Here is a 25,650-nt window from a genome sequence, read left to right on the forward strand (position 1 = left end):
CCGGGGTCCGGGCGAGGGGCCGTCACCCTCTGGGAGGGGTCAGGGGGCGGTGGCTGCCGCGTTGCCGGCCTTCGCGGCCGCCTTCTCCGGGGCCGCCTTCTCGGAGGGTGCTTCCTCCGGAGCTGCCTCCTCGGGGGCTGCCGCCTCCTCGGGGGCTTCCTTCTCCGGCGCCGCCGCCTGGGCGGGCAGTTCGGCCTTCGGGGCGGCGGCGGTCCGCGCGTCGTCCTTGGCCGGCCCGTTGAAGATCAGGTTGAGGACGATGGCGGCCGTGGCTCCGAGGGTGACACCGCTGTTGAGGAGCGAGGACAGGTCCGCGTCCATGTGCTGGGTGAAGAAGACCGGGACGGTCGCGGGGAGCAGGGCGAAGGCGATCGAGACGCCCACGATCAGGGCGTTCTTCTCCTCCTTGAGATCCACCTTGCCCAGCGTCTGGATACCGGCCAGGGCGACCATGCCGAACATGACGGTCGCGGCGCCGCCGAGGACCCCGTGCGGGACGGCGGCGACGATGGCGGCGGCCTTCGGCAGCAGCCCCAGGACGATCATGAAGACGCCGGCGGCGACGACCACGAACCGGCTCTTGACCTTGGTCATCCGCACCAGGCCGACGTTCTCGGCGAAGGCGACGTACGGGAAGGAGTTCAGGACGCCGCCGAGGGCGGTCGCCGCGCCGTCGGCGCGCAGGGCGCGGGCCACGGTCTCGCTGTCGATGTCCTTGTCGACGATCTCGCCGACGGCGTAGGTGTCACCGGTCGTCTCCACCATCGTGATCAGCATGACGATGAGCATCAGGAGGATCGGGAACCACTCGAACTTCGGGACGCCGAAGTGGAAGGGCGTGGTGACGCCGATCCAGCCGGAGTCGCCGACGGCGCCGAACTTCGCGTCTCCGAGGAGGAAGGCGACCGCGGTGCCGCCGACCAGGCCGAGCAGGATCGAGATGCTGGAGAGGAAGGGCCTGCCGAGCTTCATCAGGACGAGGATGAAGAGCATCGTGCCGCCGGCGTAGGCGAAGTGCCGGGGGTCACCGAAGTCGGGGCTGCCGAGGCCGCCGGCCGCGTCGTTGAGGCCGACGGGGATCAGGACGATGCCCAGCACGGTGATCACGGTGCCGGTGACGACCGGCGGGAACAGCCGCATGACCGCCCGGAAGGCCTTGGCGGGCAGCCAGGCGAAGGCGAAGGTGGCGATACCGGCGGTGATGACCGCGCCGTAGATCACCAGCAGTGCGGCAGTCCCACCGCCCGCGCCGAGCCCGATGGCGATCATCGGGGAGACGGCGGTGAAGGTCACACCCTGGATCAGCGGCAGTCGCGCGCCGATCCGGCCGATGCCCCAGGCCTGGATGATCGAGGCGATGCCGCAGGTGAACAGGTCCGCGTTGATCAGGTAGATCAGCTGTTCAGGGCTCAGCTTCAGCGCGTTGCCGACGATGATCGGGACGATCACCGCACCGGCGTAGAAGGCGAGTACGTGCTGGAAGCCGTACAGCGCGAGCTTGGGGAGGGGGAGCACCTCGTCGACCGGGTGCGTGCTCTGCTCTCCGTTGGCGGAAAGCCGGGCGGCGACACGTGCCATCTCTAGCCTTGCCCTTCAATGAGGTGGTGACCGAGAAGATCCGGTCATCCCTGCTCGGAGTGGGTCGCTAACCCGTTGGTCCGCCAGGGTTGTCGGTGAGAACACGTAGATCGAAGCCCCGCTGTGTTTCCGGCGCCGTCTCGTCGTGTGACCGGAATTGAACGCCCGCGGGTGGCCTGGCTGATATCGGAGACTCCCACAAAGAGTGGCCTCTCCAGGGCGCCGGTTGTGGAGGTTCCTCCAGTAGCCGAGGCGCCGGCGCGGGTGTAAAGGGACGGACCGCGGCCGGGGTTCGTTGCCCCTGCACGACTGCGAAGCACGCGCCGCCTGACGTGCCCGTACGGACTCCACACATATTCGGCCACGCAAATCCGGCCACCCCGGCCAGTTGTCCGACAGGTGGACCGGCGGCCGCGGAAACGGTGGCCCCCTCCCCCGGCGCGGACTGCGCGGGACGCCGGTTCAGGCGCCGGGGGCCGGATCGTTACCTCGGCCGGGCCTGTTTCGGACGGTTTCGGGGCGCCGGTACGGGGCCGGGCCCGGCGCGATCCCCCGCCGGACCCGGAACTTCGTACACGCGGTACACGGCGGGGCTACGGGGCGCGGACCGCCGACAGCAGCCGGGACACCTCGTCGGACCCCATGCGCAGCGCCGCCCCGACGGTGGCCAGCACCTCGCGCTCGGCCGGGATGTACGGGCCGTCCGCGAGGGCGATCCGCGCGCCCTGGAGCAGGATCGACTCGCGGCCCGGTCCGGCCAGGTGCGGAGCCAGCGGCTCCAGTGCCTCGTGGAGTTCGATCGACAGCGCGGCCCCGCAGCACTCCGGCTCGTCGTACAGCCCCAGCCGGCCCTCGTCGGTGGCCAGGGAGTCCACCAGGGACTCCAGCTGCTCCGGGGTGCAGTCCTGGAACCCGGCGGACCGTACGGCCGCCACGGCGGCCTCCAGCGCGCCGCGCGAGCCGGTCCCGCCCGCCGCGAGCACGGCCAGCGTCACGGTGTGCACGGCGTCGCGCAGCAGCGCCGCGAAGCGGGTGGTGGTGAGGTGGTCCAGCACGTCGGTGTCGAAGCGCTCCCGGCAGGCCTGGCACTCCACCACGGGCCCCGCCTGCCCGCGCGGCAGCAGCGGCACACCGAGGACGGTGAACCGGCGGCGCCCCGTGCGCCGGCGGTAGTTGCGGTCACCGCCGCAGCCGGGGCAGAAGAACTCCCCGTCGCCCACGGTGCTCCAGGTGGTGCGGATGCCCCAGACCGTCAGCTTCCGGCCGTCCCCACCCCGAACTGGCAGCACGTCGCACCTCCGTAACCTTCCGGCAACATCGCCGGGTTGGCGTGATGTTAGCCACATCGATGAGGATGCGTCAGCTCTGTGACAGGACAACCTCGCGGCGGGGGCGGAGTTGGCTGATCCGCGCCCCCGCCCCGGAGGGTGGGACCCGCCCCGCCACCTGCCCGGAAGCGGCGGAACCCCGTCCCTCCTCGCGGAGGCGACGGGGCTGCCGTTTCGGGATGTTCAGCGGCCCGCGCGGTTGACGGCGGAGATGACCGCCTTCAGGGAGGCGCGGGTGGTGTTGGCGTCGATGCCGATGCCCCACAGGACGCGGCCGTCGATCGCGCACTCGATGTACGAGGCGGCGACGGCGGAGGCGCCCTCGCTCATCGTGTGCTCGGTGTAGTCCAGCAGGCGGGCGTCGATGCCGATGGCGGCCAGCGCGTCGAAGAAGGCCGAGATCGGACCGTTGCCGGTGCCGTTCAGTACGGTCTCCACGCCGTCCACGACCGCCTCGACGGTCAGGGTGTCCGTACCGTCCTTGTCGGTGGTGGTCTGCCCGGAGCGCAGCTGGATCCGCCCCCACGGATTCTCGGGGTTCGGCAGGTACTCGTCCTGGAAGACGGACCAGATCGCGCCCGGCGTGACCTCGCCGCCCTCGGCGTCGGTCTTGGCCTGGATGATCCGCGAGAACTCGATCTGCATGCGGCGCGGCAGGTCCAGCTTGTGGTCGTTCTTCAGGACGTACGCGATACCGCCCTTGCCGGACTGCGAGTTGACCCGGATGACCGCCTCGTAGGAGCGGCCGACGTCCTTCGGGTCGATGGGCAGGTACGGGACCGCCCACTCGATGTCGTCGACCGTCTTGCCGGCGGCGGCCGCGTCGGCCTCCATGGCGTCGAAGCCCTTCTTGATGGCGTCCTGGTGGGAGCCGGAGAAGGCGGTGTAGACCAGGTCGCCCGCGTAGGGGTGGCGCGGGTGGACTTCCATCTGGTTGCAGTACTCGCTGGTGCGGCGGATCTCGTCGATCTGGGAGAAGTCGATCTGCGGGTCGATGCCCTGCGAGAACAGGTTCATGCCCAGCGTGATCAGGTCGACGTTGCCGGTGCGCTCGCCCTGCCCGAACAGGCAGCCCTCGATGCGGTCGGCGCCGGCCATCAGGGCCAGCTCGGCGGCCGCCACGGCGGTGCCGCGGTCGTTGTGCGGGTGCACGGAGATGCAGATGTGCTCGCGGCGGGTCAGGTTGCGGGCCATCCACTCGAAGCGGTCCGCGTGGGTGGAGGGCGTCGAACGCTCCACGGTGGCGGGCAGGTTCAGGATGATCTCGCGGCCCTCGCCCGGCTGCCAGACGTCGCAGACGGCCTCGCAGACCTCCAGGGCGAAGTCCAGCTCGGTGTCGGTGAAGATCTCCGGGCTGTACTGGTAGCCGAAGACGGTCTCGGGGCCCAGCAGCTTCTCCGCGTACTCCATGACCAGGCGGGTGCCGTCGACGGCGATCCGCTTGATGTCGTCCTTGGAGCCGCGGAAGACCACGCGGCGGAAGGTCGGGGCGGTCGCGTTGTACAGGTGCACGGTGGCGCGCTTGGCGCCGACCAGGGACTCCACGGTCCGCTCGATCAGGTCCTCGCGGGCCTGGGTCAGTACGGAGATGGTGACGTCGTCCGGGATCGCGCCCTCTTCGATGATGGAGCGCACGAAGTTGAAGTCGGTCTCACCGGAGGACGGGAAGCCGACCTCGATCTCCTTGTAGCCCATGCGCACCAGCAGGTCGAACATCTCGCGCTTGCGGGCGGGGGTCATGGGGTCGATCAGCGACTGGTTGCCGTCGCGCAGGTCGGTGGAGAGCCAGCGGGGAGCCGTGGTGACACGGGCGTCCGGCCAGGTGCGGTCCGGGATGTCCACCTGCTCGTAGAAGCCGTACTTGTGGACCGGCATCCCGGAGGGCTGCTGGGTGTGGGTCGCGTTCGTGATGGGCGTGGGGCGACCGACGAAAGTGTGCTGACTCATGACGCTGGGCTCCTCGCGTGTCCGCGTGTAGTTCGCTGGGACGGCCGACGGCGGTCGTAAATCCGCAACACCAAACTCCGCGGGGAGGGGGTCGGCCTACGACTACAGACCCTCGCCGCGGCAGCTAAGGAGAAGCAGCCCGAAACGCATGATGGGCCGAGCCTAACCGAGCCGCGCCGTAATGCGAGGACCTGTTTCAGTATGCAAGACCGGCCTGTCCGATTTGCACCCTTTGTGAGCTACGCCACGTTCGCCCACTGAGGTCCGGTCGATCCGTCAACTCAGGGGCACCACTTTCAGACGGGCGAATGAATCATGGTCGCGGCTAGTGACACCGGCATCACGTAGTGCCACATTGCCGGACATGGATGCCTCCCACACCGACCTTCATCCCGTCTTCTGCACCGTCGTGCCCCCGCACCTCCTCGACAAGGCCGCCCGGTCCGCGGACACCCGGCGCGCCGACGCCGCCCAGCGGACCCTCGAACGCGACTCCCTCCTGCGCACCCGGCGCCGGATCAGCACCGTCCGCGGCATCGCCCCCACGGTGGCGGACCTGCCCGGCCCCGACGGGCCCGACCGGACGGTCTACGACGCCCAGCACCGCACCCGGCTGCCCGGGAAGAAGGTCCGCGGGGAAGGAGACGAGGCGGGCCGGGACGCCACCGTCAACCGCGCCTACGCCGGCCTCGGGGCGACGTACGAGCTGTTCCTCAAGGGCTTCGGGCGGCGCTCGATCGACGGCTCCGGACTGCCGCTGGACGCGACCGTGCATTACGGCGAGGACTACAACAACGCCTTCTGGGACGGGCAGCAGATGGTCTTCGGCGACGGCGACGGGGACCTGTTCCTCGACTTCACCGTGGCCGTGGACGTCATCGGGCACGAGCTGGCCCACGGCGTCACCCAGTACACGGCCAACCTGGACTACCACGGCCAGTCCGGTGCGCTCAACGAGTCCATGTCGGACGTGTTCGGATCACTGATCAAGCAGTACTCCCTCGGGCAGAGCGCCGACCAGGCGGACTGGCTGATCGGTGCCGGGCTGCTGGGTCCCAACGTCACCGGGGTCGCGCTGCGCTCCATGAAGGCGCCCGGGACCGCGTACGACGACGACGAGCTCGGCAAGGACCCGCAGCCGGCGACGATGGACGACTACGTCACGACCTCGCGTGACAACGGCGGGGTCCACATCAATTCGGGGATCCCCAACCACGCCTTCTACATCGTGGCGACGGAGCTGGGCGGCAAGGCCTGGGAGCGGGCCGGGCAGATCTGGTACGACACGCTGACCGGCGGGGAGCTGGGCACGAAGGCGGACTTCGCGGAGTTCGCCCGGCTGTCGGTGGCCGCGGCGGTCGCGCGCTACGGGGACGGCGGCGCCGAGCACCAGGCGCTCCAGAAGGCGTGGTCGGCGGTCGGGCTGGGGTAGAAACCCGGCATGCGGATTCAAGTGGTGCGGACGGGCGGCTTCGCGGGAATCGAGCGCAGGGCGGAGGTGGACACCTCGGGCCTGGCCGACGAGGAGGAGTGGTGCGCGCTGGCGCTGCTGGCCCTGCGGCCCGCGCCGCCCGTTCCCGGCCCGAGCGCGGTGCGGGACGGGTTCTCGTACCGCATCACGGTCGACGGCCGGACGGTGTCCTGCCAGGACCCGCACCTGTCGGACGCGCAGCGCCATCTGATCTCCCGGGTGTTGAAGGAAGGAGCCTGAAAGGGAGTGCCCGGTCGGGGCGGCTTTGCTTGGATGGCCGGATGACCACAACGATCTTGGCCGCCCTGGAGCAGTACTACGACACCGTCCCGCGCCGGGGCGGTGCCCGCGGCGAGTCCTTCGGGCCGCTGACCCTGTTCGTACAGGAGGGCGCGGGCTGGCCGTACTACGCGCGGCCCGCGCTCGGAGGTCCGCGGGCGACGCCCGCCGACGTGGAGCGGGTACGGGCGCGGCAGCGGGAGCTGGACGTGCCGGAGGCCTTCGAGTGGGTGGCGGAGACCAGCCCCGCGCTGCGGGCCGCGGTGGAGGCGGCGGGCCTTGAGGTCCACGCACACCCGCTGATGGTGCTGGACGCGGAAGCGGAGCCGCTCGCGCCCCATCCGGAGGTACGGGACCTCGCTGCGGACGATCCGCTGCTCAGCGCCGCCGTGACGGTGCCGATGCTGGCCTTCGCCGCTCCGGGGACCGCGCTGGGCGAGGCGGGACCCGCGGAGCTGGCGGTGGCGCTGGCGGATCCGGAGGTGGAGGCCCGCCGGGCCCGGGTGTCGGGGATGCTCGCGGACGGGCGTACGGGCATGGCGGCGGCCGTACGCGACGGGACGGTGCTCTGCTCGGGCCAGTACAACCCCGTCGGCGAGGTCGCCGAGGTCGTGGGCGTCGGCACGCTGCCGTCCGCCCGGCGCCAGGGCCTGGCCCTCGGGGTGACGGCGGCCCTGGTCGCGCAGGCCCGGGCACGCGGCGTCCGGACGGTGTTCCTGTCGGCCGGTGACGAGGACGTGGCCCGGATCTACGCCCGCGCGGGTTTCCGCCGGGTGGGCACGGCCCTGATCGCGGAGCCGCCGGAGGCGTAGGCGGTACGGGTTTGCCGGAACGGCAACGATGTTTGCGTGGCGTGCCGGGGTAGGCGGAGCATCAGCGGTGTCCGTACACACGTACACGCACGTACACGCACGTACTCAGGAGGCCATGGTGCCCGACCACCAGCACACCCACGAGACCCGGCAGGACGTCGTCGCGGGCGAGGAGTACTGGGACGGCCGCTACCGCGAGAGCGAGCGGATCTGGAGCGGCGAGGCCAACGCCGCCCTCGTCCGCGAAGTCACCGGCCTGACCCCCGGCCGCGCCCTGGACCTGGGCTGCGGCGAGGGCGGCGACGCCGTCTGGCTCGCCCTGGGCGGCTGGCGGGTCACCGGCAGCGACATCTCCGGCGTCGCCCTGAAGCGGGCGGCCGAGCACGCGGCCGACGCGGGGGTCGCCGACCGGGTGGAGTGGGAGCGGCACGACTTGGCGGAGTCCTTCCCCGCCGGGGAGTTCGACCTGGTCTCGGCGTGCTTCCTGCACAGCCTCGGGGAGTTCCCGCGCGAGCGGATCCTGCGCAGGGCGGCCGCGGCCGTGGCCCCCGGCGGAGTGCTGCTGGTGGTCGGTCACGCGGGCTGGGCCGACTGGCAGGACAACCCGCACCCGGAGGTGCACTTCCCGACCCCGGACGAGGTCATCGCCCAGCTGGAGCTGCCGGAGGGCGCCTGGGAGGTACTGCGGGCCGAGGAACACGAACGGGTCCAGGACCGGCCTGACGGCCGGCCCGGGACCCGGGTGGACAACACGGTGAAGGTACGGCGCCTGCGCTGACGCGCCGGACGGCCCGCCCCGCGTCCGAGGGCTAGAAGCCCAGCTTGCGGAGCTGCTTGGGGTCGCGCTGCCAGTCCTTGGCGACCTTCACGTGCAGGTCGAGGAAGACCGGCGTGCCGAGCAGCGCCTCGATGTGCTTGCGCGACTTCATGCCGACCTCCTTCAGGCGTGAGCCCTTCGGGCCGATGATGATGCCCTTCTGGCTCGGACGCTCGATGTAGACGTTGGCGTGGATGTCCAGCAGCGGCCGGTCGGCGGGGCGGTTCTCCCGGGGGATCATCTCCTCCACGACCACGGCGATGGAGTGCGGCAGCTCGTCGCGTACGCCTTCCAGCGCGGCCTCGCGGATCAGCTCCGCGACCATCACCATCTCGGGCTCGTCGGTGAGGTCGCCCTCCGGGTACAGGGGCGGGCTCTCGGGCAGCAGCGGTGCGATCAGGTCGGCCAGCAGCTGGACCTGAGTGCCCTCGACCGCCGAGACGGGGATGATCTCGGCCCACTCGAAGCCGAGCTCCGCGCTGAGCTGGTGGATGGCGAGGAGCTGTTCGGCCAGGGCCTTGGACTCGACCAGGTCGGTCTTCGTCACGATGGCGATCTTGGGGGTCTTCTTGATCCCCGCGAGTTCCTTGGCGATGAACTTGTCGCCGGGGCCGAGCTTCTGGTCGGCCGGCAGGCAGAAGCCGATGACGTCGACCTCGGCCCAGGTGGTCCGTACGACGTCGTTCAGGCGCTCGCCGAGCAGGGTGCGCGGCTTGTGCAGACCGGGCGTGTCGACCAGCACGAGCTGCGCGTCGGGGCGGTGCACGATGCCGCGAACGGTGTGGCGGGTGGTCTGCGGCCGGTTGGAGGTGATCGCGACCTTGGTGCCCACGAGCGCGTTGGTCAGGGTCGACTTGCCCGCGTTGGGACGGCCGACGAAACATGCGAAGCCCGCGCGGTGCGGGGCGGTGGGCTCGGGGGAACGATCGCTCATACGGGCCATTCTCCCCGATGCGACCCCCAGCGCCGACCAGCCCGTGGCCGCGAGGGCCGGAGCCAGGGCCGCAGAGGCCGTGAGCCGGGGGTGCCCGGCATGGCCGGCGGCACCCCTGAGCAGCGGTTCCGCCGCCCTCCGCGCTCACCGTCAGGCGGGTCCATTCCAGTTCGGGCAGGGCCGGCAAGGGGCCGCTGAACGGGACGCGCCCGCCCGCCGGCGGCTCGGCGGTCAGTCCGGTGAGCTCCCGGCGGAGCAGGCCGGGCGCGGTGGCGAGACAGCAGTACGGCCGCTGCCCGACGCCGGCCTGTTCGACGTGGTCGGCACGGCGGCCTCCGGCTCCCACCAGGTGGGCGCGGCACTGGTGGCCTTCCTGGGCGGCCTGGGCAGGGACACCTTCGGCTCGTACGACCTGGTCCGGTACGCGGCGGGCGGCCTGTGTCATCCACCGATCCCCGCAATGAGGCCCGTCAGCCGAGCAGGTCGGCCATGGCCTGGCCCGTACCGGCGGCGCTGGCCGGATTCTGGCCGGTGACCAGCCTTTCGTCCACAACGGTGTACGGCTCCCAGTTCGCCACGGCCGTGTGGTTGGCGCCGCGCTCGACGAGCTTGTCCTCGAGGAGGAAGGGAACCACCTCGGTCAACCCGACGGCGGCCTCTTCGTCGTTGGTGAAGGCGGAGACGTTCTTGCCGGCGACCAGGTAGGAGCCGTCGGACAGGGTGACGTTGACCAGTGCGGCCGGGCCGTGGCACACGGCTGCGACGACGCCCCCGCGTTCGTAGATCTCGCGCGCGGCTGCCGCCGAGGGACCGTTGTCGGGAAGGTCGAACATGGGTCCGTGCCCGCCGGCGAAGAAGATGCCGTCGTAGGCGGAGGAGTCGACCGCGTCGATCGCGGGAGCGTCCACCAGCTGGGCCGCGCACGTCTTGAGGAACTCCCGCTGCACGGGGTCGTCCTTGTCGACGGTGTCGATGGGCGGCCAGCCGCCCTGGACGGTGGCGATGTCGACGCTGTGGCCGGCATCCATGAGCGCCTTCCAGGGATGCGCGGCCTCGGGAACGTAGTAGCCGGTCTTGCGGCCGGTGTCCCCGAGCTGATCGTGGCTGGTCAGAACCAGCAGGATGCGCTTGCTCATGTCCCGAATGTAGTCAGGATCACGGCGCGCGGGCGTCGTCCGAGCCATGCCCCCGGTGTGTCGCCACCGGCACAGCCCAGCCGCCCCCGGCCCCCACCACCCCAGCCCCACTCCACCCAGCCCCGCCAGGGGTATCCCTGGACGGAGTCCGGGGGGGTTGAGGCGCGGGGTCCGGGGCGGCGTCCCGCACCCGCCCGACCGGGCCAGGGGTCAGGAACCAGCTCGGGTCGTGGACTTGAGGGTGCCGTCCGGCGCGGCCAGGAGGACCGGCGTGTCCGGCCCGCCGAGGTCCCGGACGGCCGCCCGATCGGCGTCGGCCGGCGCATCGGCCGCGCTGACGACGGCGGCGGCCTCCAGGGACTCGGCCCCGCTCGCCACGGCCATCGCGACCGCCGTCTGCAGCGCGCTCAGCTTCAGGGAGTCCAGCTCCACCGTCCCGGCGACATACGTACGGCCGGTCTCGTCCCGCACCGCCGCCCCCTCGGGTACCCCGTTACGGGCCCGGGCGCTGCGCGCCAGCGTGATGATCTTGCTGTCCTCGGGGTCGATCCCGGTGCTCTCGGTCATGAGCGAAAGCATAGGGAGCACCCCGGCCGGGCCGTGCAACGACCCCGCCGAGACGCCCCGCCGACCCAGACCCCCGGCCCCGGCCCCGGCCTCGCTCCCCTGCGGCGGTGCGCTACTTGGCCGCGGCGGCGGTAGCGGTCTTGAGGTTCTCGGCCGCCTTGCGGATGGCCTGGTCGAACGCCTTCTCGCCGCGCTCGCCGCCGTCGCCCCAGTTGTTGTAGTACGTGGTGATGTTGGCGCCGACGCGGACGGTCGCGACGTCGTAGTCGTAGGCGTTGGAGCCCTGGGTGAACCGCACGCGCAGACCGTTGGACTGCTCCCCGAGCGCGGGGATCTGGAGGGCCTCGGCCTTGCCCGCGCCCGGCTTGCCGTCGACGCTGACCTTGAAGGAGCCGCACGCCTTGACCGCGTCGGCGAGGGCCTTGACGGCGCTCTCGACCTCGGCGGGCCGCTCGTAGCCGCTCACGTCCTGCGCCATGACGCTCTTCTCGGAGCGGTCGTAGAAGACGACCTGCTCGGAGACCTTGTAGTCGCTCAGCAGACGACCGGTGTTGATGTAGTCCACGAGCCTCTGGCACTCGGGCTTGTCGGCCTTGCTGTAGCTGTACTGCGACGCGTCACCGCCGTCGATGACGGTCATGGCCTGGAGCTTCCAGCCGGCGGTCAGGTCGGTCTCCTTGACCAGCACCGTCTTGGCCTCGGCCGGCGTCAGCGGCTTCGGCTCCGCGGGCGTCTTCGCCTCGGACGGCTTGACCTCCGCGGGCTTGCCGTCCGCCTTCTTCCCGGTGTCCGGTATGCAGGCGCTGACCAGCAGCAAGGAAGAGGCCGAGAGGGCCGCGGCGGCGGTGAAGCGGGCATAGCGGTGGCGCACGGGGACTCCAGTGGGATCTTGCTCGGCAGAAGCGACCTAAGCGTAAGGTAAGGAAATCCCACCATCTGAAGATCAGACGGAATCGTAACCTCCGGATCTTCCCGCTGTGCCGCGCCGCTCCGCCGCGCCGCTCGCCGCTCTACGGCCGGTCGAGCCGCAGCCGCTCCGCCCTGGGCAGCCCCGCCACCACCAGGTCGTACGAGTCCTCCACCAACTCCCGGACCATCTTGTCCGGCAGCCCGCCCACGGTCACCGTGTTCCAGTGCCGCTTGCTCATGTGATAGCCCGCCTCGATCGCCTCGTGCGCCTCCCGCAGCCGCACCGCCAGCTCCGGCTCGCACTTGAGGTTGACCTTGAGCGGCTGCCCGGCCAGCATGATGGCGAAGATCTTCCCCAGCACCTTGAACACCGGGTTCTGCGGGCCGAACGGGAACTCCTCCACCGCCTCGTTGAAGCCCAGGCAGAACGCCCGCAGCTGCGCCGGGGTCACTCCCCCTCCTCGCCCTCGCCCGCCGCCAACGCGGCGACCGGCTCCACCAGCACCGTCACGATCTTGTTCCGACGCCCCGCCGGGGACTCGGCCGTCAGCCGCAGCGGACGCCCGTCCGGCAGGTCCACCACCGCCGAGGCGCCCGCGATCGGCACCCGGCCCAGCGCCTTCGCCAGCAGGCCGCCGACCGTCTCCACGTCCTCGTCGTCGAAGGCCTCGACCCCGAACAGCTCGCCGAGGTCGGTGATGTCGAGCCGCGCCGTGACCCGGTAGCGGTCACCGGCCAGCTCCTCGACCGGCGGCAGTTCGCGGTCGTACTCGTCGGTGATCTCGCCGACGATCTCCTCCAGGATGTCCTCGATCGTGACGATGCCCGCCGTGCCGCCGTACTCGTCGATGACGACGGCGACGTGGTTGCGTACCGACTGCATCTCGCGCAGCAGGTCCCCGGCGTTCTTGGTGTCGGGCACGAAGACCGCCGGCCGCATCGCCGTCGTGACCAGGTCGGACTCCGCCTCCCGGCTGATGTGCGTCTTGCGGACGAGGTCCTTCAGGTAGACGATCCCGACGATGTCGTCCTCGTTCTCCCCGGTGACCGGGATCCGCGAGAACCCCGACCGCAGCGCGAGCGTCGTCGCCTGGCGGACGGTCTTGTACCGCTCGATGCAGATCAGGTCGGTGCGCGGCACCATCACCTCGCGCACCAGCGTGTCGCCGAGTTCGAAGACCTGGTGCACCATCCGGCGCTCGTCGTCCTCGATCAGCGATTCCCGCTCCGCGAGGTCCACCATCGCGCGCAGCTCGGCCTCGGACGCGAAGGGACCCTTCCGGAAACCCTTCCCGGGGGTGAGCGCGTTGCCGATGAGGATCAGCAGCTGCGGGATCGGTCCCATGATCCGCGCCAGGGGTACGAGGACGTACGCGGCCGCCGTCGCCGTGTTCAGCGGGTGCTGGCGGCCGATCGTACGCGGGGACACGCCGACGGCGACAAAGGAGACGAGCACCATCACGGCGATGGCCACGAGCAGCGCGGTCCAGTTGTCGCCGAACTCGTCGAGGCAGACGTACGTGACGAGCACGCCCGCCGCCATCTCGCAAGTCACCCGGACGAGCAGGGCCACGTTGACGTAGCGGGTGGGATCGGCCGCGACCTGCGCCAGCTTGTCGCTGCCGCGCCGGCCCTCGCGTACGGCCTGGTCCGCGCGGAAACTGGAGATGCGGGCGATCCCGGACTCGGCACACGCCGCGAACCAGGCCACCACCACCAGCAGCACGGCCCCGGTGATGAGCGTGGCGGCGTTCACGAAACGGTGGGTGCCGGCGACGGGCCGGTCATGCCGCGCTCACCGCGCCAGCCGTCCACGATGGCCGCCTGGAGGCCGAACATCTCGGCCTTCTCGTCCGGCTCCTCGTGGTCGTACCCGAGCAGGTGCAGCACCCCGTGGACGGTCAGGAGCTGGAGCTCCTCGTCCATGGAGTGCTGCGTCGCGGCTTCCTCGCCCTGCCGCTTCGCGACCTCGGGGCAGAGCACGATGTCGCCGAGGAGCCCCTGCGGGGGCTCCTCGTCGTCCTTGGTCGGCGGACGGAGTTCGTCCATCGGGAAGGACATGACGTCGGTGGGTCCGGGCAGGTCCATCCACTGGATGTGGAGCTGCTCCATGGCGTCCTCGTCGATGACGATGACGGAGAGCTCGGAGAGCGGGTGGATCCGCATCCGGGTGAGCGCATAGCGGGCGATGTCGAGGATCGCCTGCTCGTCGACCTCGGTTCCGGACTCGTTGTTGACGTCGATCGACATGGTGCGCTGAGTTCTACTTCCCGTGTTGGCCGGTGCGGCCCTGCTGGCCGTGGTCGTACTTCTCGTACGCGTCGACGATACGGCCGACCAGCTTGTGCCGGACGACATCCTCCGACGTGAGCCGCGAGAAGTGCACGTCGGGCACCCCTTCGAGGATCGACTGGACCTGGCGCAGACCGCTCTTGGTGCCACCCGGCAGCAGGTCGACCTGCGTGACGTCGCCGGTGACGACGATCTTCGAGTTGAAGCCGAGGCGGGTCAGGAACATCTTCATCTGCTCGGGACTGGTGTTCTGCGCCTCGTCGAGCACGACAAACGCCTCATTGAGGGTCCGGCCCCTCATGTACGCCAGCGGCGCCACCTCGATGGTCCCGGCCGCCATCAGGCGGGGGATCGAGTCCGGGTCGATCATGTCGTGCAGGGCGTCGTAGAGCGGGCGCAGGTACGGGTCGATCTTGTCGAAGAGGGTGCCCGGGAGGAAGCCGAGGCGCTCTCCCGCCTCGACCGCCGGGCGGGTCAGGATGATCCGGCTGACCTGCTTGGACTGCAGGGCCTGGACCGCCTTGGCCATGGCGAGGTAGGTCTTGCCGGTACCGGCGGGGCCGATGCCGAAGACGATCGTGTTCTTGTCGATCGCGTCGACGTACCGCTTCTGGTTGAGGGTCTTGGGGCGGATGGTGCGGCCGCGGTTGGAGAGGATGTTCTGCGTGAGCACCTCGGCGGGGGTCTCCCCCAGGCCGTTGCCGTTGGCGTTGCCGCCGCTGTCCGTGCCGCTCGCCTTGAGCATGGCGATCGAACGTTCCACTGCGTCCTCCGTCATCGGCTGCCCGGTGCGGAGCACGAGCATCATCTCGTCGAACAGGCGCTCGATCATCGCGACTTCCGTCGCCTCTCCGATCGCGCTGACCTGGTTGCCCCGAACATGGATGTCGGCGTTCGGGAAGGCCTTTTCGATCACACGCAGCAGGGCATCACCCGAGCCGAGCACGGTCACCATCGGGTGCGTGGCCGGAACGGTGAAGTGGGCTCGCGTCTGCCCGGGCACGGGGCTGTGGGCTGTCGGTGTCTGAGTCATGGGCCGGCACTGTGGCCTGCGCATACCTCCCACTGAGGGGCCGCGCCGATCGTCGGCCTCCGGAGTACCAAGGGTACGTCCAGGCAGCCGCTTCCCCGAGGGGTTTTCCGGCCCGGCCGCGATCCGTTCGCAGCCGCCTACACCGGGTGGCGGAAGCCGATGGTCGGGACCGCGCGGCGGCGCGCCGAGAGGGCCGCGCTCGGCGGGAGGAGGGCGTCCAGGAAGCCGTAGCGGGCCCGCAGGGCGTCCGGGGCGGCGCGCCACCAGTGGGCCACCTCGGGCCAGCCCGGCGCGGAGAGGGAGCCGCCGAACTCCTGGACCGACAGGGCGGCGGTCAGACCCGCGAAGGCGAGCCGGTGCTCCAGCGGCCACCCGGCCAGGGTGCCGGTGACGAAGCCCGCCACGTAGACGTCCCCGGCCCCCGTCGGGTCCAGCGCGTCCACGGTGATCCCGGGGACGTGCGCCGTCTCCCCCGTGCGGCTGTCCACCGCGTACGAGCCCTCCGCGCCCATGGTCACCACCGCGACGGGCACCCGGTCGGCCAGCGCCCGGGCCGCCGCCCGCGGACAGTCGGTGCGGGTGTAGCGCATCGCCTCGCCCGCGTTGGGCAGGAAGGCCTCGCAGTGCTCCAGGTCGGCCAGGGCGCCCAGGTCCCAGCGCCCGGTGTCGTCCCAGCCCACGTCCGCGAAGATCCGCGAGCCCCGGCGGGCCGCCTCCGCGATCCAGCCCTCGCACCGGTCGGCGTCGAGCGAGGCCACGGCCGCCCGTGCCTTCGCGGGGCAGCTCGGGAAGGGCCCGGGGCCCGAGGGGGGCGGCGCCTCGTGGCCGTGGGAGACCATCGTGCGCTCGCCCTCGTAGGCCATCGAGACGGTGACGGGGCTGTGCCAGCCGGGGACGGTCCGTGACATCGACAGGTCGATGCCCTCGCCCTGTTCGAGGGCGTCCCAGCAGTATTCGCCGTAGTGGTCGTCGCCGAACGCCGCGGCCAGCGAGGTGCGCAGGCCGAGCCGGGACAGCGCGGTGGCCATGTTGGCCACGCCGCCGGGGCTGGAGCCCATGCCGCGCGCCCAGGACTCCGTACCGCGCACGGGGGCCGAGTCGAGGCCGGTGAAGATGATGTCGAGGAAGACCGTGCCGGTCAGGAAGACGTCGCAGCCCGGTTCCTGGGGGTCGCGCAGCGGACCCAGCGGGTCCAGTTTTCCCGAGCGGCTGGTGCGGCTGTCCCGACTGGTCACGGTCTACTCCCCGTTTGACGCCGATGCGGTTCGAGTTCTCGAAGTGTCGTTTCTGCTTGCGGGTTGTCGATGGAAAGCAGACAGCCTTGCCCTTGTCCGGCAGGGCTGAAACCCAGTGTGACGCACCTCTCCGGCCGGACGCTCGCCTCCGGACCCTGCGGCCTCGGGGGCGGCCGGCCGACGCCGCGAGGGGGTCCCCGGGGGCGGGACTAGACCCGCTTCGGCACGGGAACCCGTACGAGGTCCGCGGCGATCGTCAGCTCGCCCTCGAAGCCCGCCGCCCGCGCCTGGCGTTCGAACTCGGACGGGTCCGTGTACCGCTGCGAGAAGTGGGTCAGTACGAGGTGCCGTACGCCGGCGTCCCGCGCCGCCCGCGCCGCCTGGCCGGCGGTCAGGTGTCCGTGGTCGGCGGCCAGCCCCGCGTCCTCGTCGAGGAACGTCGACTCGATCACCAGCAGGTCGCATCCCGCGGCGAGCGCGTCCACGCCGGGGCAGAGCCGGGTGTCCATGACGAAGGCGAACCGCTGCCCGGCCCGGTGTTCGCTGACGTCGTCGAGGGTGACCTCGCCGAGGCGCCCCTCGCGCTGGATCCGCCCGACGTCCGGCCCCTGGATCCCGTACCGCGCGAGCAGTCCCGGCACCATCCGGCGCCCGTCGGGCTCGGTCAGCCGGTAGCCGAAGGACTCCACGGGGTGCGAGAGCCGCACGGCCTCCAGGGCGTACGGGGGCCCGTGCGCCAGCGTCCCGTCCTCCACGACCGGCTCCTCCCGGAGCCGTACGGTCTCCCGGTAGGCGGTGGCGTACCGGAGCCGGTCGAAGAACTTCTGCCCCGAGGCCGGGTAGTGCGCGGTGACGGGGTGCGGGACCTGGTCGAGGTTGATCCGCTGGATCACTCCGGCGAGACCGAGGCTGTGGTCACCGTGGAAGTGGGTGACGCAGATCCGGTTGATGTCGTGCGCGGCGACTCCGGCGCGCAGCATCTGCCGCTGCGTGCCCTCGCCCGGGTCGAAGAGGATGCCCTCGCCGTCCCAGCGCAGCAGGTAGCCGTTGTGGTTGCGGTGCCGGGTGGGCACCTGGCTGGCGGTGCCCAGCACCACGAACTCGCGTACGGACACGGGTTATCCGGGGGGCCACTGGAGGCCACGGCCGCCGAGGACGTGCGCGTGGGTGTGGAAGACGGTCTGGCCGGCGCCGCTGCCGGTGTTGAAGACGATCCGGTAGCCGTGGTCGTCGATCTTCTCCTGCGCGGCGATCGCGGCGCCCGCGCGCAGCAGATCGGCGGCGACGGCCGGCTCGGCGGCGGCCAGGGTGCCGGCGTCGGAGTAGTGGACCTTGGGGATGACGAGGACGTGGGTGGGCGCCTGCGGGTTGATGTCCCGGAAGGCGACGGTCGTCTCGGTCTCGTGGACCACGTCGGCCGGAACGCTCCCGGCGACGATCTTGCAGAACAGGCAGTCCGCCTGCGGTTCCCCGGCCATGGCTGCGCCTCCCGTGACGTTGATCCGGTGATCGGTGATCGGCGATCACCGATCGGTGATCGTGATCGCTCCGCGCATCGTATCGGCCCGCCCCGGCGCCCCCGCGCCCCGCGCCCTCAGGACACCGGAACACGGGAGGCCTGCTAGGACCAGCGCCCCGTGCGGGCCAGCAGGACCGCCGTCGCGGCCGTGCCCGCGGTGGAGGTACGCAGGACCGTGCGGCCGAGCCGGTACGGGCGGGCGCCGACCGCCGCGAAGGCGGCCAGTTCCTCCGGGGAGACCCCGCCCTCGGGGCCGACCACCAGCACCACGGAGCCCGCCGCCGGGAGTTCGGCCGTGGCCAGGGCCTCGGACGCCGCGTCGCGGTCCTCGTGGAGCACCATCGCCAGGTCGGCGTCGGCCAGCAGAGCGGCGACCTGCTTCGTGGACAGGGCCTCGGTGACCTCCGGGAACCGGACCCGGCGGGACTGCTTGCCCGACTCGCGCGCCGTGGCCCGCCACTTGGCGAGGGACTTGGCGCCGCGCTCGCCGCGCCACTGCGTGATGCAGCGCGAGGCCTGCCACGGCACGATCGCGTCGACCCCGGTCTCGGTCATCGTCTCGACCGCCACCTCGCCCCGGTCGCCCTTGGGCAGTGCCTGCACCACAGTGATCCTGACGGCCGGCTCCTCCTCCCGCGCCACCTCGGAGACGGAGACGACCAGCCGGTCCTTGCCCTCGGCCGCCTTCACGACGGCCTGCGCCCAGGTGCCCCGGCCGTCCGTGAGGACGACTTCCTCGCCCGGGTTCAGCCGCTTCACCGACACCGCGTGCCGGCCTTCGGGCCCGTCCAGCACGAACTCCGGCCCCGCGGGGACCTCTTCGACCACGAACACGGGGGCCGTCATGACGCTCTCCTCATCTGCAACACCTTCAACGCACTCTGCGCCTGGGCCAGTTCGGCCGCCAGCACCTCCACCAGCTCCCCCGCCGGCAGCACCCGCGCCAGCCGGTGCCCCTGCCCGGCCCACAGGGCCATGCCCTGCGGGTCCCCGGCGGCGGCGGCCGCCCTGCGCAGCTCCGAGGTCAGGTGGTGGACCTGGGGGTAGGCGGCCGGGGCGTACGGTCCGTGTTCCCGCATGAAGCGGTTGACGAGCCCGCGTGCGGGGCGTCCGGAGAAGGCCCGCGTGAGTTCCGTGTGGGGGAACAGCGGGTCCGTCAGGGCCTTCTTGTGCAGCGGGTGCGCGCCCGATTCCGGGCAGGGCAGGAAGGCCGTTCCGAGCTGCGCCGCCTCCGCTCCCGCCGCGAGCAGCGCCGCGATCTGCGCGCCGCGCATCAGGCCGCCCGTGGCGATGATCGGCAGGGCCACGGCTTCGCGTACCTGCGCCACCAGCGCGAGCAGGCCGACGCCGGCCGTACCGTCGGTCTCCTCGTCGTCGCGGTGGGTGCCCTGGTGGCCACCCGCCTCGACGCCCTGGACGCAGACGGCGTCGGCGCCGGCCGCCTGTGCGGCGCGGGCCTCGTCGACCGAGGTCACCGTGACGATGCCGTACGTACCGGCCTTGCGCAGGCGGGTGAACACCTCGGGCGCGGGACAGCCGAAGGTGAAGGAGACCGCCGCGACGGGATCGTCCAGGAGGATGGCGAGCTTCGCGTCGTAGCCGTCGTCGCTGGTGCCGATGATGTCCTCTTCGGCGAGCGAGACCTCGTACCAGCCGGCCTCGCCGGCCAGCTGCCCCCGGTACGCCTCGACCGCGGCGCGGTCGACGTAACCGGTCTGCGGCATGAAGAGGTTCACGCCGAAGGGGCGCCGGGTGAGTCCGCGCGTCCGTTTGATCTCCTGGTACATGCCGTCGGCGGTCTTGTAGCCGCCGGCCAGGAAGCCCAGCCCGCCCGCCTCGCACACGGCGGCGGCCAGCGGGGGACACGAGCCGCCGCCCGCCATGGGAGCCTGCACGATCGGGTACTGGTAGAGACCGTTCAGTGCGCTGGACATGGACTGCATCGTGCCATGTCCCGCTCACCGGACCGAATCACGGCATTCGCCTGGCATAGTCCGCTTCCCGCCGCCTTCCCGCCGCCCCTGCGCCGGCTACCCGGGGCGCCCCGCGACAGCGAGGAGCCCGGTCCGGGGCGTCCCCGGACCGGGCTCCTACGCGGTACAGCGGGCCGGTCAGCGGCCGTTGAACGCGTCCTTCAGCCGGCTGAACAGGCCCTGCTGGCCCGGCGCGAACTGGCCCAGGGGCCGCTCCTCGCCGCGCAGCTTCGCCAGCTGGCGCAGCAGGTCCTCCTGCTGGGCGTCCAGCTTGCTCGGGGTGGTGACCTCGACGTGGACGACGAGGTCACCGCGCCCGCCACCGCGCAGGTGCGTGACGCCGCGCCCGTGCAGCGGGATGGACTGGCCGGACTGGGTGCCGGGCCGGATGTCGATCTCCTCCATGCCGTCGAGCGTCTCCAGCGGGCACTTGGTGCCCAGGGACGCCGCCGTCATCGGGATGGTGACCGTGCAGTGCAGGTCGTCGCCGCGCCGCTGGAAGGTCGGGTGCGGCAGCTCGTGGATCTCCACGTACAGGTCGCCGGCGGGGCCGCCGCCGGGGCCGACCTCGCCCTCGCCCGCGAGCTGGATCCGGGTGCCGTTCTCGACACCGGCGGGGATCTTGACCGTCAGGCTTCGGCGGGAGCGGACCCGGCCGTCGCCCGCGCACTCGGGGCACGGGGTGGGGACCACGGTGCCGAAGCCCTGGCACTGCGGGCAGGGCCGCGAGGTCATGACCTGGCCCAGGAAGGACCGGGTGACCTGCGAGACCTCACCGCGGCCGCGACACATGTCACACGTCTGCGCCGAGGTGCCGGGAGCGGCGCCCTCACCGGAGCAGGTGGTGCAGACGATGGCCGTGTCGACCTGGAGGTCCTTGGTCGTCCCGAAGGCCGCCTCGTCCAGCTCCAGGTCCAGGCGGATCATGGCGTCCTGGCCTCGGCGGGTCCGCGAGCGCGGGCCGCGCTGCGAGGACTGGCCGAAGAAGGCGTCCATGATGTCGGAGAAGTTGCCGAAGCCGCCGGCCCCGAAGCCGCCCGCGCCACCGCCGCCGCCGCCCGAGGAGGACAGCGGGTCGCCGCCGAGGTCGAAGACCTGCTTCTTCTGCGGGTCCGAGAGCACCTCGTACGCCGCGTTGATCTCCTTGAAACGCTCTTGCGTCTTGGGATCGGGGTTCACATCCGGGTGCAGCTCGCGGGCGAGCCGCCGGAATGCCTTCTTGATCTCATCCTGGGATGCGTCGCGGCGCACGCCGAGTACGGCGTAGTAGTCCGTGGCCACTTACGACTCCGCCAGGATCTGTCCGACGTAACGTGCCACTGCGCGTACCGCTCCCATCGTTCCGGGGTAGTCCATGCGGGTCGGTCCGACCACGCCGAGTTTGGCGACTGCTTCGCCGCCCGAACCGTAGCCGACGGAGACGACGGACGTGGAGTTGAGCCCCTCGTAGGCGTTCTCGTGCCCGATCCGTACGGCCATCCCCGACTCACTGGCCTCGCCCAGCAGCTTGAGGAGCACCACGTGCTCCTCCAGCGCTTCGAGCACCGGCCTGATCGTCAAGGGAAAATCATGTCCGAAGCGAGTGAGGTTGGCGGTGCCGCCGATCACCAGCCGCTCCTCCGCCTCCTCCTCCAGCGTTTCGAGAAGGGTCGCGAGGACGGCCGTGACCGTCGCCCGGTCCTCGGTCTCGAAGGACTCCGGAAGGTCCTGTACGAGCGGCGGCACATCGGTGAACCGACGGCCGACCACCCGGCTGTTGAGCCGCGCCCGCAGATCCGCCAGCGAGGTCTCCCCGAAGGGGGTCTGGCAGTCGACGAGCCGCTGCTCGACCCGACCGGTGTCCGTGATCAGTACGAGCATCAGGCGGGCCGGGGCCAGCGACAGCAGCTCGACGTGCCGGACGGTGGAGCGGGTCAGCGAGGGGTACTGGACGACGGCGACCTGCCGGGTGAGCTGCGCGAGCAGCCGCACCGTACGGCCGACCACGTCGTCGAGGTCGACGGCGCCGTCGAGGAAGTTCTGGATGGCCCGCCGCTCGGGCGTCGACAGCGGCTTGACCCCCGCCAGCCTGTCGACGAAGAGGCGGTAGCCCTTGTCGGTGGGGATCCGGCCGGCGCTGGTGTGGGGCTGGGCGATGTAGCCCTCCTCCTCCAGCACGGCCATGTCGTTGCGCACGGTGGCGGGTGAGACGCCGAGCCGGTGCCGCTCGGTGAGCGCCTTGGAGCCGACCGGCTCCTCGGTGCCCACGTAGTCCTGGACGATGGCGCGCAGCACCTCGAGCCTGCGTTCACTGAGCATCGCGCACACACCTCCGGATGCGGGTAGGTCGGTCGTCGGTCGGTCGTTCACTCGGGCTTCGTTGGCACTCTGCGCGGGCGAGTGCCAGAGATCCCCCGGTCAGTGTACGGCCGGGCGGTACACCCCGGGCAAGGGCGGCCGTCAAGGTAGCGTCGCCGCATGGACGTGCGTTGGGAAGAGGCGGGCTGGGAACGGCTGACCGGACGGGCCGGACGGAGCCGTCTTCCGGTGTGGGACTGCACGGTGGGACTGGTGGTGGGGGACGAGTCCGTCCTCCTGATCGACCCGGGTTCGTCCGTACGGGAGGGCGTGCGCGTGCGGGCGGAGGCGGAGCGGCTGGCGGGTCGCCGCGTGACCCATATCGCATTCACCCACGGACATTTCGACCACGTGCTGGGCGGATCCGCCTTCGCCGGCGCCGAGGTCTACGGGGCGGTCGGGCTCGACGGGCTGCTGTCCGCTCCCGGCGGGCGCGAGGAGCTGCGTGCGGACGCCGTACGGCACGGCCTGGCCGCCGCGGAGGCGGCCGAGGCGGCGGACCTGCTGGTGGCGCCGAAGCACCTGGTGTCGGGCGAGTGGACGCTGGAGCTGGGCGGCGTCCAGGTGCTGCTGGCGAACGTGGGGCCCGGGCACTCCCGGTACGACCTGGCGGTGTTCGTGCCCGGCGAGCGCGAGGTGGTCTTCTGCGGGGACCTCGTCGAGGAGTCGGGCGAACCGTCGGCGGGCCCGGACGCGGTGCCGCGGCGCTGGCCGGCGGCGCTGGACCGGCTGCTGTCGCTGGGCGGGGACGACGCGCTGTACGTGCCCGGTCACGGAGCGGTGGTCACCGCCGACTTCGTCCGTGCGCAACGCGCCACACTGGCGGCCCGTTTCGGCGTGTCGGACGCGTGATCCCGGCGGCTCTCCTATCGTCGGCCGGATGCGTGAGTACTCCCCCGACCTGACCCCGCAGTGGAAGCGCGCCAAAGCCGTACCGGAGGTGCCGGCGGATCCCGGGCTGGTGGTCGAGGTGGCCGGTACGGACTTCTGCGGCGCGGTGGTGGGCTGCGAGGCCGGCACGGTGACGTTGGAGGACCGCTTCGGCAAGCGGCGGGTGTTCCCGCTGGAGCCGCGCGGGTTCCTGCTGGAGGGCGCGGTGGTGACGCTGGTCCGCGCGGCGCGTACGTCCACCTCGGCCCTGCGTACCGCCTCGGGCTCGATCGCCGTGCCGGGGGCGCGGGCGCGGGTGGCCCGGGCGGGGCGGATCTACGTCGAGGGCCGCCACGACGCGGAGCTGGTGGAGCGGGTCTGGGGCGACGACCTGCGGATCGAGGGCGTGGTGGTGGAGTACCTGGAGGGCATCGACGACCTCCCGGCCATCGTGGCCGACTTCGCCCCGGCCCCGGACGCCCGCCTGGGCATCCTGGTGGACCACCTGGTGCCGGGCTCGAAGGAGTCCCGTATCGCGGCTTCGGTGACCTCGGCGGACGTCCTGATCGTGGGCCACCCGTACGTGGACGTCTGGCAGGCGGTGAAACCCTCCGCCCTGGGCATCGCGGCCTGGCCGGTGATCCCGCGCGGCCAGGACTGGAAGACGGGCATCTGCCGCGCCCTGGACTGGCCGGAGAACACGGGCGCCGCCTGGCAGCACATCCTGTCGCGCGTGACGTCGTACCGCGACCTGGAACCGACCCTCCTGGGCGCCGTGGAACACCTGATCGACCACGTAACGACCTCACCCGGCCACGCCGGCGCTTGAGGCGCGGGGGCCGGGGGCAGAGCCCCCCGCAACGGCGCCGCACCGGACCCACGCCGGGCCCGCACGGACCCGCACGGGCTAGTCGACCAGGTCCCGGACCACCGCATCGGCCAGCAACCGCCCCCGCAGGGTCAGCACGGCCCGCCCGGCCTCGTACGGGCCCGCTTCCAGCAGCCCGTCCCCCAGCGCCCGCCCGGCCGCGGCCAGCCCCTTCGGCGCGAGCAACGACAGCGGCACGCCGTCCACCAGCCGCAGCTCGAGCAGGATCCGCTCGACCCTGCGGTCCTCCTGCGACAGGAGTTCGCGGCCCGCCCCGGGAGAGCGTCCCTCCGCCAGCGCGGCGGCGTACGCGCCGGGGTGCTTCACGTTCCACCACCGCACCCCGCCCACGTGCGAGTGCGCGCCCGGCCCCGCTCCCCACCAGTCGGCGCCGCGCCAGTACAGCTCGTTGTGCAGGCACCGCCCGGCCTCCGAGGTGGCCCAGTTCGACACCTCGTACCAGTGGTACCCGGCCTCTGCCATGACCGCGTCGGCGATCAGGTACCGGTCCGCGTGAACGTCGTCGTCCGTCATCGGGACCTCGCCCCGCCGGATCCGCCGGGCCAGCTGCGTGCCTTCCTCGACGATCAGGGCGTACGCGCTGACGTGGTCCGGCCCGGCCCCCAGCGCGGCGTCCAGCGAGGCGCGCCAGTCGTCGTCCGACTCCCCCGGGGTTCCGTAGATCAGGTCGAGGTTGACGTGCTCGAAGCCGGCCGCCCGCGCCTCCGCGACGCACGCCTCGGGCCGCCCCGGCGTGTGCGTGCGGTCGAGCACCTTCAGGACGTGCTGCTTGGCACTCTGCATGCCGAAGGAGATCCGGTTGAAGCCGCCGGCCCGCAGCGTGGCCAGGTACTCGGGGTTCACGGACTCCGGATTGGCCTCCGTCGTGATCTCCGCGTCCTCGTCCAGCCCGAACTCGTCCCGGATCGCCGCGAGCATCCGTACGAGGTCCCCCGCGGGCAGCAGCGTCGGGGTGCCGCCGCCCACGAACACGGTGCGGACGGCCCTCGGGTCGTCGCCGAGCACCTTCCGCGCGAGGCGGACCTCGTCGATCAGGGTTTCGGCGTAGTTCTCCCGGGAGGCGAGCACGCCGCCGGTACCCCGCAGCTCGGTGGCCGTGTAGGTGTTGAAGTCGCAGTAGCCGCAGCGCGTGGCGCAGTACGGGACGTGCAGGTAGAACCCGAGCGGCCGGTCCCCGGCACCCGCCAGGGCGTGCGACGGCAGCGAGCCGTCTTCGGGCATGGGTTCACCGTCGGGCAGTGCGGAAGGCATGCCCCCATTGTCCCGCACCCACGCTCCCGGCGGACCCTTCCCCGACGTGACCTGCCCCGCCAGCGGACCGGCCAGAGGCCGAACCCCACAGCCGCCCGCCAGGTCTCCGCGGCGTAGCCACCGGAGGCAGACGTCCGGAACCCCAGCCGCCGCCGGCGTCTGCGCGGCGCGGCCGAACCAAGGGGATCCTCGGCCGCGGTCCCGGGGCACAGCCCACCGGAACGTGCCCCGCAGGCGCGACCGCCCGGGGCAGGACTCCGGCGGACAGCCGTCCCCGGTCTCCGTGGGCGCAGCTGCCCGGGGCAGGGCTCCCGGACGCGCAGCCGACCGGGCAGGGGAACCAGCAGCGCGGCAGACCGGGGCTCAGCCATCCGGCAGGGCCCCGGCCGACGGATCCACACGGCCGGGGTCCGGGGGCGCAGCGCCCCGGGCCGGGGTTCGCGGGGCGGTGCGGCCGCACCGCCCCGGTCAGC

General features: G+C 71.8%; 25 protein-coding genes and 1 pseudogene. 7 read left to right on the forward strand and 19 right to left on the reverse strand.

What is annotated here, in order from left to right; translation table 11 throughout:
• Positions 1-39: 39 nt before the first annotated feature.
• The 3 genes from ACWDYJ_RS32100 to leuA all read right to left on the reverse strand — a co-directional run bounded on the left by ACWDYJ_RS32100 (position 40) and on the right by leuA (position 4,853).
• Positions 40-1,578, reverse strand: coding sequence for a nucleobase:cation symporter-2 family protein (locus ACWDYJ_RS32100; protein ID WP_451569117.1), 1,539 nt, complete (start codon positions 1,576-1,578; stop codon positions 40-42).
• Positions 1,579-2,171: 593 nt separating this feature from the next.
• On the reverse strand, positions 2,172-2,867 hold the full coding sequence (locus ACWDYJ_RS32105; RefSeq protein WP_451569118.1) for a TerB family tellurite resistance protein: 696 nt from the start codon (positions 2,865-2,867) through the stop codon (positions 2,172-2,174).
• Positions 2,868-3,089: 222 nt separating this feature from the next.
• On the reverse strand, positions 3,090-4,853 hold the full coding sequence (leuA, locus tag ACWDYJ_RS32110) for a 2-isopropylmalate synthase (RefSeq protein WP_451569119.1): 1,764 nt from the start codon (positions 4,851-4,853) through the stop codon (positions 3,090-3,092).
• Positions 4,854-5,217: 364 nt separating this feature from the next.
• Here leuA and ACWDYJ_RS32115 point away from each other — a divergent pair, with 364 nt between their 5' ends.
• The 4 genes from ACWDYJ_RS32115 (at position 5,218) to ACWDYJ_RS32130 (ending at position 8,193) form a co-directional block, all read left to right on the forward strand.
• Positions 5,218-6,285 carry a M4 family metallopeptidase gene (locus ACWDYJ_RS32115; RefSeq protein ID WP_451569120.1) on the forward strand — a complete coding sequence of 356 codons (1,068 nt, stop codon included), beginning with the start codon at positions 5,218-5,220 and terminating at the stop codon, positions 6,283-6,285.
• 9 nt (positions 6,286-6,294) lie between these two features.
• Positions 6,295-6,564: a protealysin inhibitor emfourin gene (locus tag ACWDYJ_RS32120; protein ID WP_451569121.1), complete on the forward strand. Its 270-nt coding sequence runs from the start codon at positions 6,295-6,297 to the stop codon at positions 6,562-6,564.
• A gap of 41 nt (positions 6,565-6,605) precedes the next feature.
• The gene (locus tag ACWDYJ_RS32125; protein WP_451569122.1) at positions 6,606-7,415 is read left to right on the forward strand and encodes a GNAT family N-acetyltransferase; all 810 of its coding nucleotides are present in this window, start codon (positions 6,606-6,608) and stop codon (positions 7,413-7,415) included.
• A gap of 115 nt (positions 7,416-7,530) precedes the next feature.
• On the forward strand, positions 7,531-8,193 hold the full coding sequence (locus ACWDYJ_RS32130) for an SAM-dependent methyltransferase (protein WP_451569140.1): 663 nt from the start codon (positions 7,531-7,533) through the stop codon (positions 8,191-8,193).
• Between the two features lie 31 nt (positions 8,194-8,224).
• Here the strand turns inward: ACWDYJ_RS32130 and era are convergent, their stop codons facing one another.
• Positions 8,225-9,175: a GTPase Era gene (gene era / locus ACWDYJ_RS32135; protein WP_451569123.1), complete on the reverse strand. Its 951-nt coding sequence runs from the start codon at positions 9,173-9,175 to the stop codon at positions 8,225-8,227.
• 331 nt (positions 9,176-9,506) lie between these two features.
• Here era and ACWDYJ_RS32140 point away from each other — a divergent pair.
• Positions 9,507-9,701: pseudogene (locus tag ACWDYJ_RS32140) on the forward strand (hypothetical protein); the annotation flags it as partial.
• Here ACWDYJ_RS32140 and ACWDYJ_RS32145 read toward each other — a convergent pair.
• The 14 genes from ACWDYJ_RS32145 to hrcA form a co-directional block, all read right to left on the reverse strand.
• A complete protein-coding gene (locus tag ACWDYJ_RS32145) occupies positions 9,637-10,302 on the reverse strand; it encodes a type 1 glutamine amidotransferase domain-containing protein (RefSeq protein WP_451569124.1) in 666 nt (221 codons plus the stop codon). The pseudogene ACWDYJ_RS32140 and the gene ACWDYJ_RS32145 sit on opposite strands and share 65 nt — an antisense overlap.
• Before the next feature lie 210 nt (positions 10,303-10,512).
• A complete protein-coding gene (locus ACWDYJ_RS32150; protein ID WP_451569125.1) occupies positions 10,513-10,869 on the reverse strand; it encodes a cytidine deaminase in 357 nt (118 codons plus the stop codon).
• 112 nt (positions 10,870-10,981) lie between these two features.
• A complete protein-coding gene (locus ACWDYJ_RS32155; RefSeq protein ID WP_451569126.1) occupies positions 10,982-11,740 on the reverse strand; it encodes a hypothetical protein in 759 nt (252 codons plus the stop codon).
• 139 nt (positions 11,741-11,879) lie between these two features.
• Entirely contained in the window at positions 11,880-12,230 is a 351-nt protein-coding gene (locus ACWDYJ_RS32160; protein WP_451569127.1) for an MmcQ/YjbR family DNA-binding protein, read from the reverse strand.
• On the reverse strand, positions 12,227-13,534 hold the full coding sequence (locus ACWDYJ_RS32165; RefSeq protein WP_451569128.1) for a hemolysin family protein: 1,308 nt from the start codon (positions 13,532-13,534) through the stop codon (positions 12,227-12,229). Before ACWDYJ_RS32165 ends, ACWDYJ_RS32160 begins: the two co-directional genes overlap by 4 nt.
• Positions 13,531-14,028, reverse strand: a complete 498-nt coding sequence (gene ybeY / locus ACWDYJ_RS32170) for an rRNA maturation RNase YbeY (RefSeq protein ID WP_361768486.1) — start codon at positions 14,026-14,028, stop codon at positions 13,531-13,533. Before ybeY ends, ACWDYJ_RS32165 begins: the two co-directional genes overlap by 4 nt.
• 13 nt (positions 14,029-14,041) lie before the next feature.
• Positions 14,042-15,103, reverse strand: a complete 1,062-nt coding sequence (locus tag ACWDYJ_RS32175) for a PhoH family protein (RefSeq protein WP_451569129.1) — start codon at positions 15,101-15,103, stop codon at positions 14,042-14,044.
• A gap of 137 nt (positions 15,104-15,240) precedes the next feature.
• Positions 15,241-16,338 carry a carbohydrate kinase family protein gene (locus tag ACWDYJ_RS32180; RefSeq protein WP_451569130.1) on the reverse strand — a complete coding sequence of 366 codons (1,098 nt, stop codon included), beginning with the start codon at positions 16,336-16,338 and terminating at the stop codon, positions 15,241-15,243.
• Positions 16,339-16,547: 209 nt separating this feature from the next.
• A complete protein-coding gene (locus ACWDYJ_RS32185; RefSeq protein ID WP_451569131.1) occupies positions 16,548-17,453 on the reverse strand; it encodes a ribonuclease Z in 906 nt (301 codons plus the stop codon).
• Between the two features lie 3 nt (positions 17,454-17,456).
• On the reverse strand, positions 17,457-17,816 hold the full coding sequence (locus tag ACWDYJ_RS32190; RefSeq protein WP_451569132.1) for a histidine triad nucleotide-binding protein: 360 nt from the start codon (positions 17,814-17,816) through the stop codon (positions 17,457-17,459).
• A gap of 143 nt (positions 17,817-17,959) precedes the next feature.
• Positions 17,960-18,703 (reverse strand): 16S rRNA (uracil(1498)-N(3))-methyltransferase, encoded by a 744-nt coding sequence (locus tag ACWDYJ_RS32195; RefSeq protein WP_451569133.1) that lies wholly within the window; start codon positions 18,701-18,703, stop codon positions 17,960-17,962.
• Entirely contained in the window at positions 18,700-19,791 is a 1,092-nt protein-coding gene (locus ACWDYJ_RS32200; RefSeq protein WP_451569134.1) for a nitronate monooxygenase, read from the reverse strand. Before ACWDYJ_RS32200 ends, ACWDYJ_RS32195 begins: the two co-directional genes overlap by 4 nt.
• Positions 19,792-19,968: 177 nt before the next feature.
• Complete coding sequence (gene dnaJ, locus ACWDYJ_RS32205) at positions 19,969-21,111, reverse strand: molecular chaperone DnaJ (RefSeq protein ID WP_451569135.1); 1,143 nt, start codon at positions 21,109-21,111, stop codon at positions 19,969-19,971.
• A complete protein-coding gene (hrcA, locus tag ACWDYJ_RS32210) occupies positions 21,112-22,128 on the reverse strand; it encodes a heat-inducible transcriptional repressor HrcA (protein ID WP_451569136.1) in 1,017 nt (338 codons plus the stop codon). It lies immediately after the preceding gene.
• 159 nt (positions 22,129-22,287) lie between these two features.
• Here hrcA and ACWDYJ_RS32215 point away from each other — a divergent pair, with 159 nt between their 5' ends.
• Together ACWDYJ_RS32215 and ACWDYJ_RS32220 are read left to right on the forward strand one after the other, a co-directional pair.
• Positions 22,288-23,019 carry an MBL fold metallo-hydrolase gene (locus tag ACWDYJ_RS32215; RefSeq protein ID WP_451569137.1) on the forward strand — a complete coding sequence of 244 codons (732 nt, stop codon included), beginning with the start codon at positions 22,288-22,290 and terminating at the stop codon, positions 23,017-23,019.
• Between the two features lie 28 nt (positions 23,020-23,047).
• Positions 23,048-23,866 carry a DUF3097 domain-containing protein gene (locus ACWDYJ_RS32220; RefSeq protein ID WP_451569138.1) on the forward strand — a complete coding sequence of 273 codons (819 nt, stop codon included), beginning with the start codon at positions 23,048-23,050 and terminating at the stop codon, positions 23,864-23,866.
• Positions 23,867-23,944: 78 nt separating this feature from the next.
• Here ACWDYJ_RS32220 and hemW read toward each other — a convergent pair whose 3' ends face one another.
• On the reverse strand, positions 23,945-25,177 hold the full coding sequence (gene hemW / locus ACWDYJ_RS32225) for a radical SAM family heme chaperone HemW (RefSeq protein ID WP_451569139.1): 1,233 nt from the start codon (positions 25,175-25,177) through the stop codon (positions 23,945-23,947).
• Positions 25,178-25,650: the final 473 nt, after the last annotated feature.

It is taken from the genome of Streptomyces sp. NPDC003042 (genome assembly GCF_053591315.1).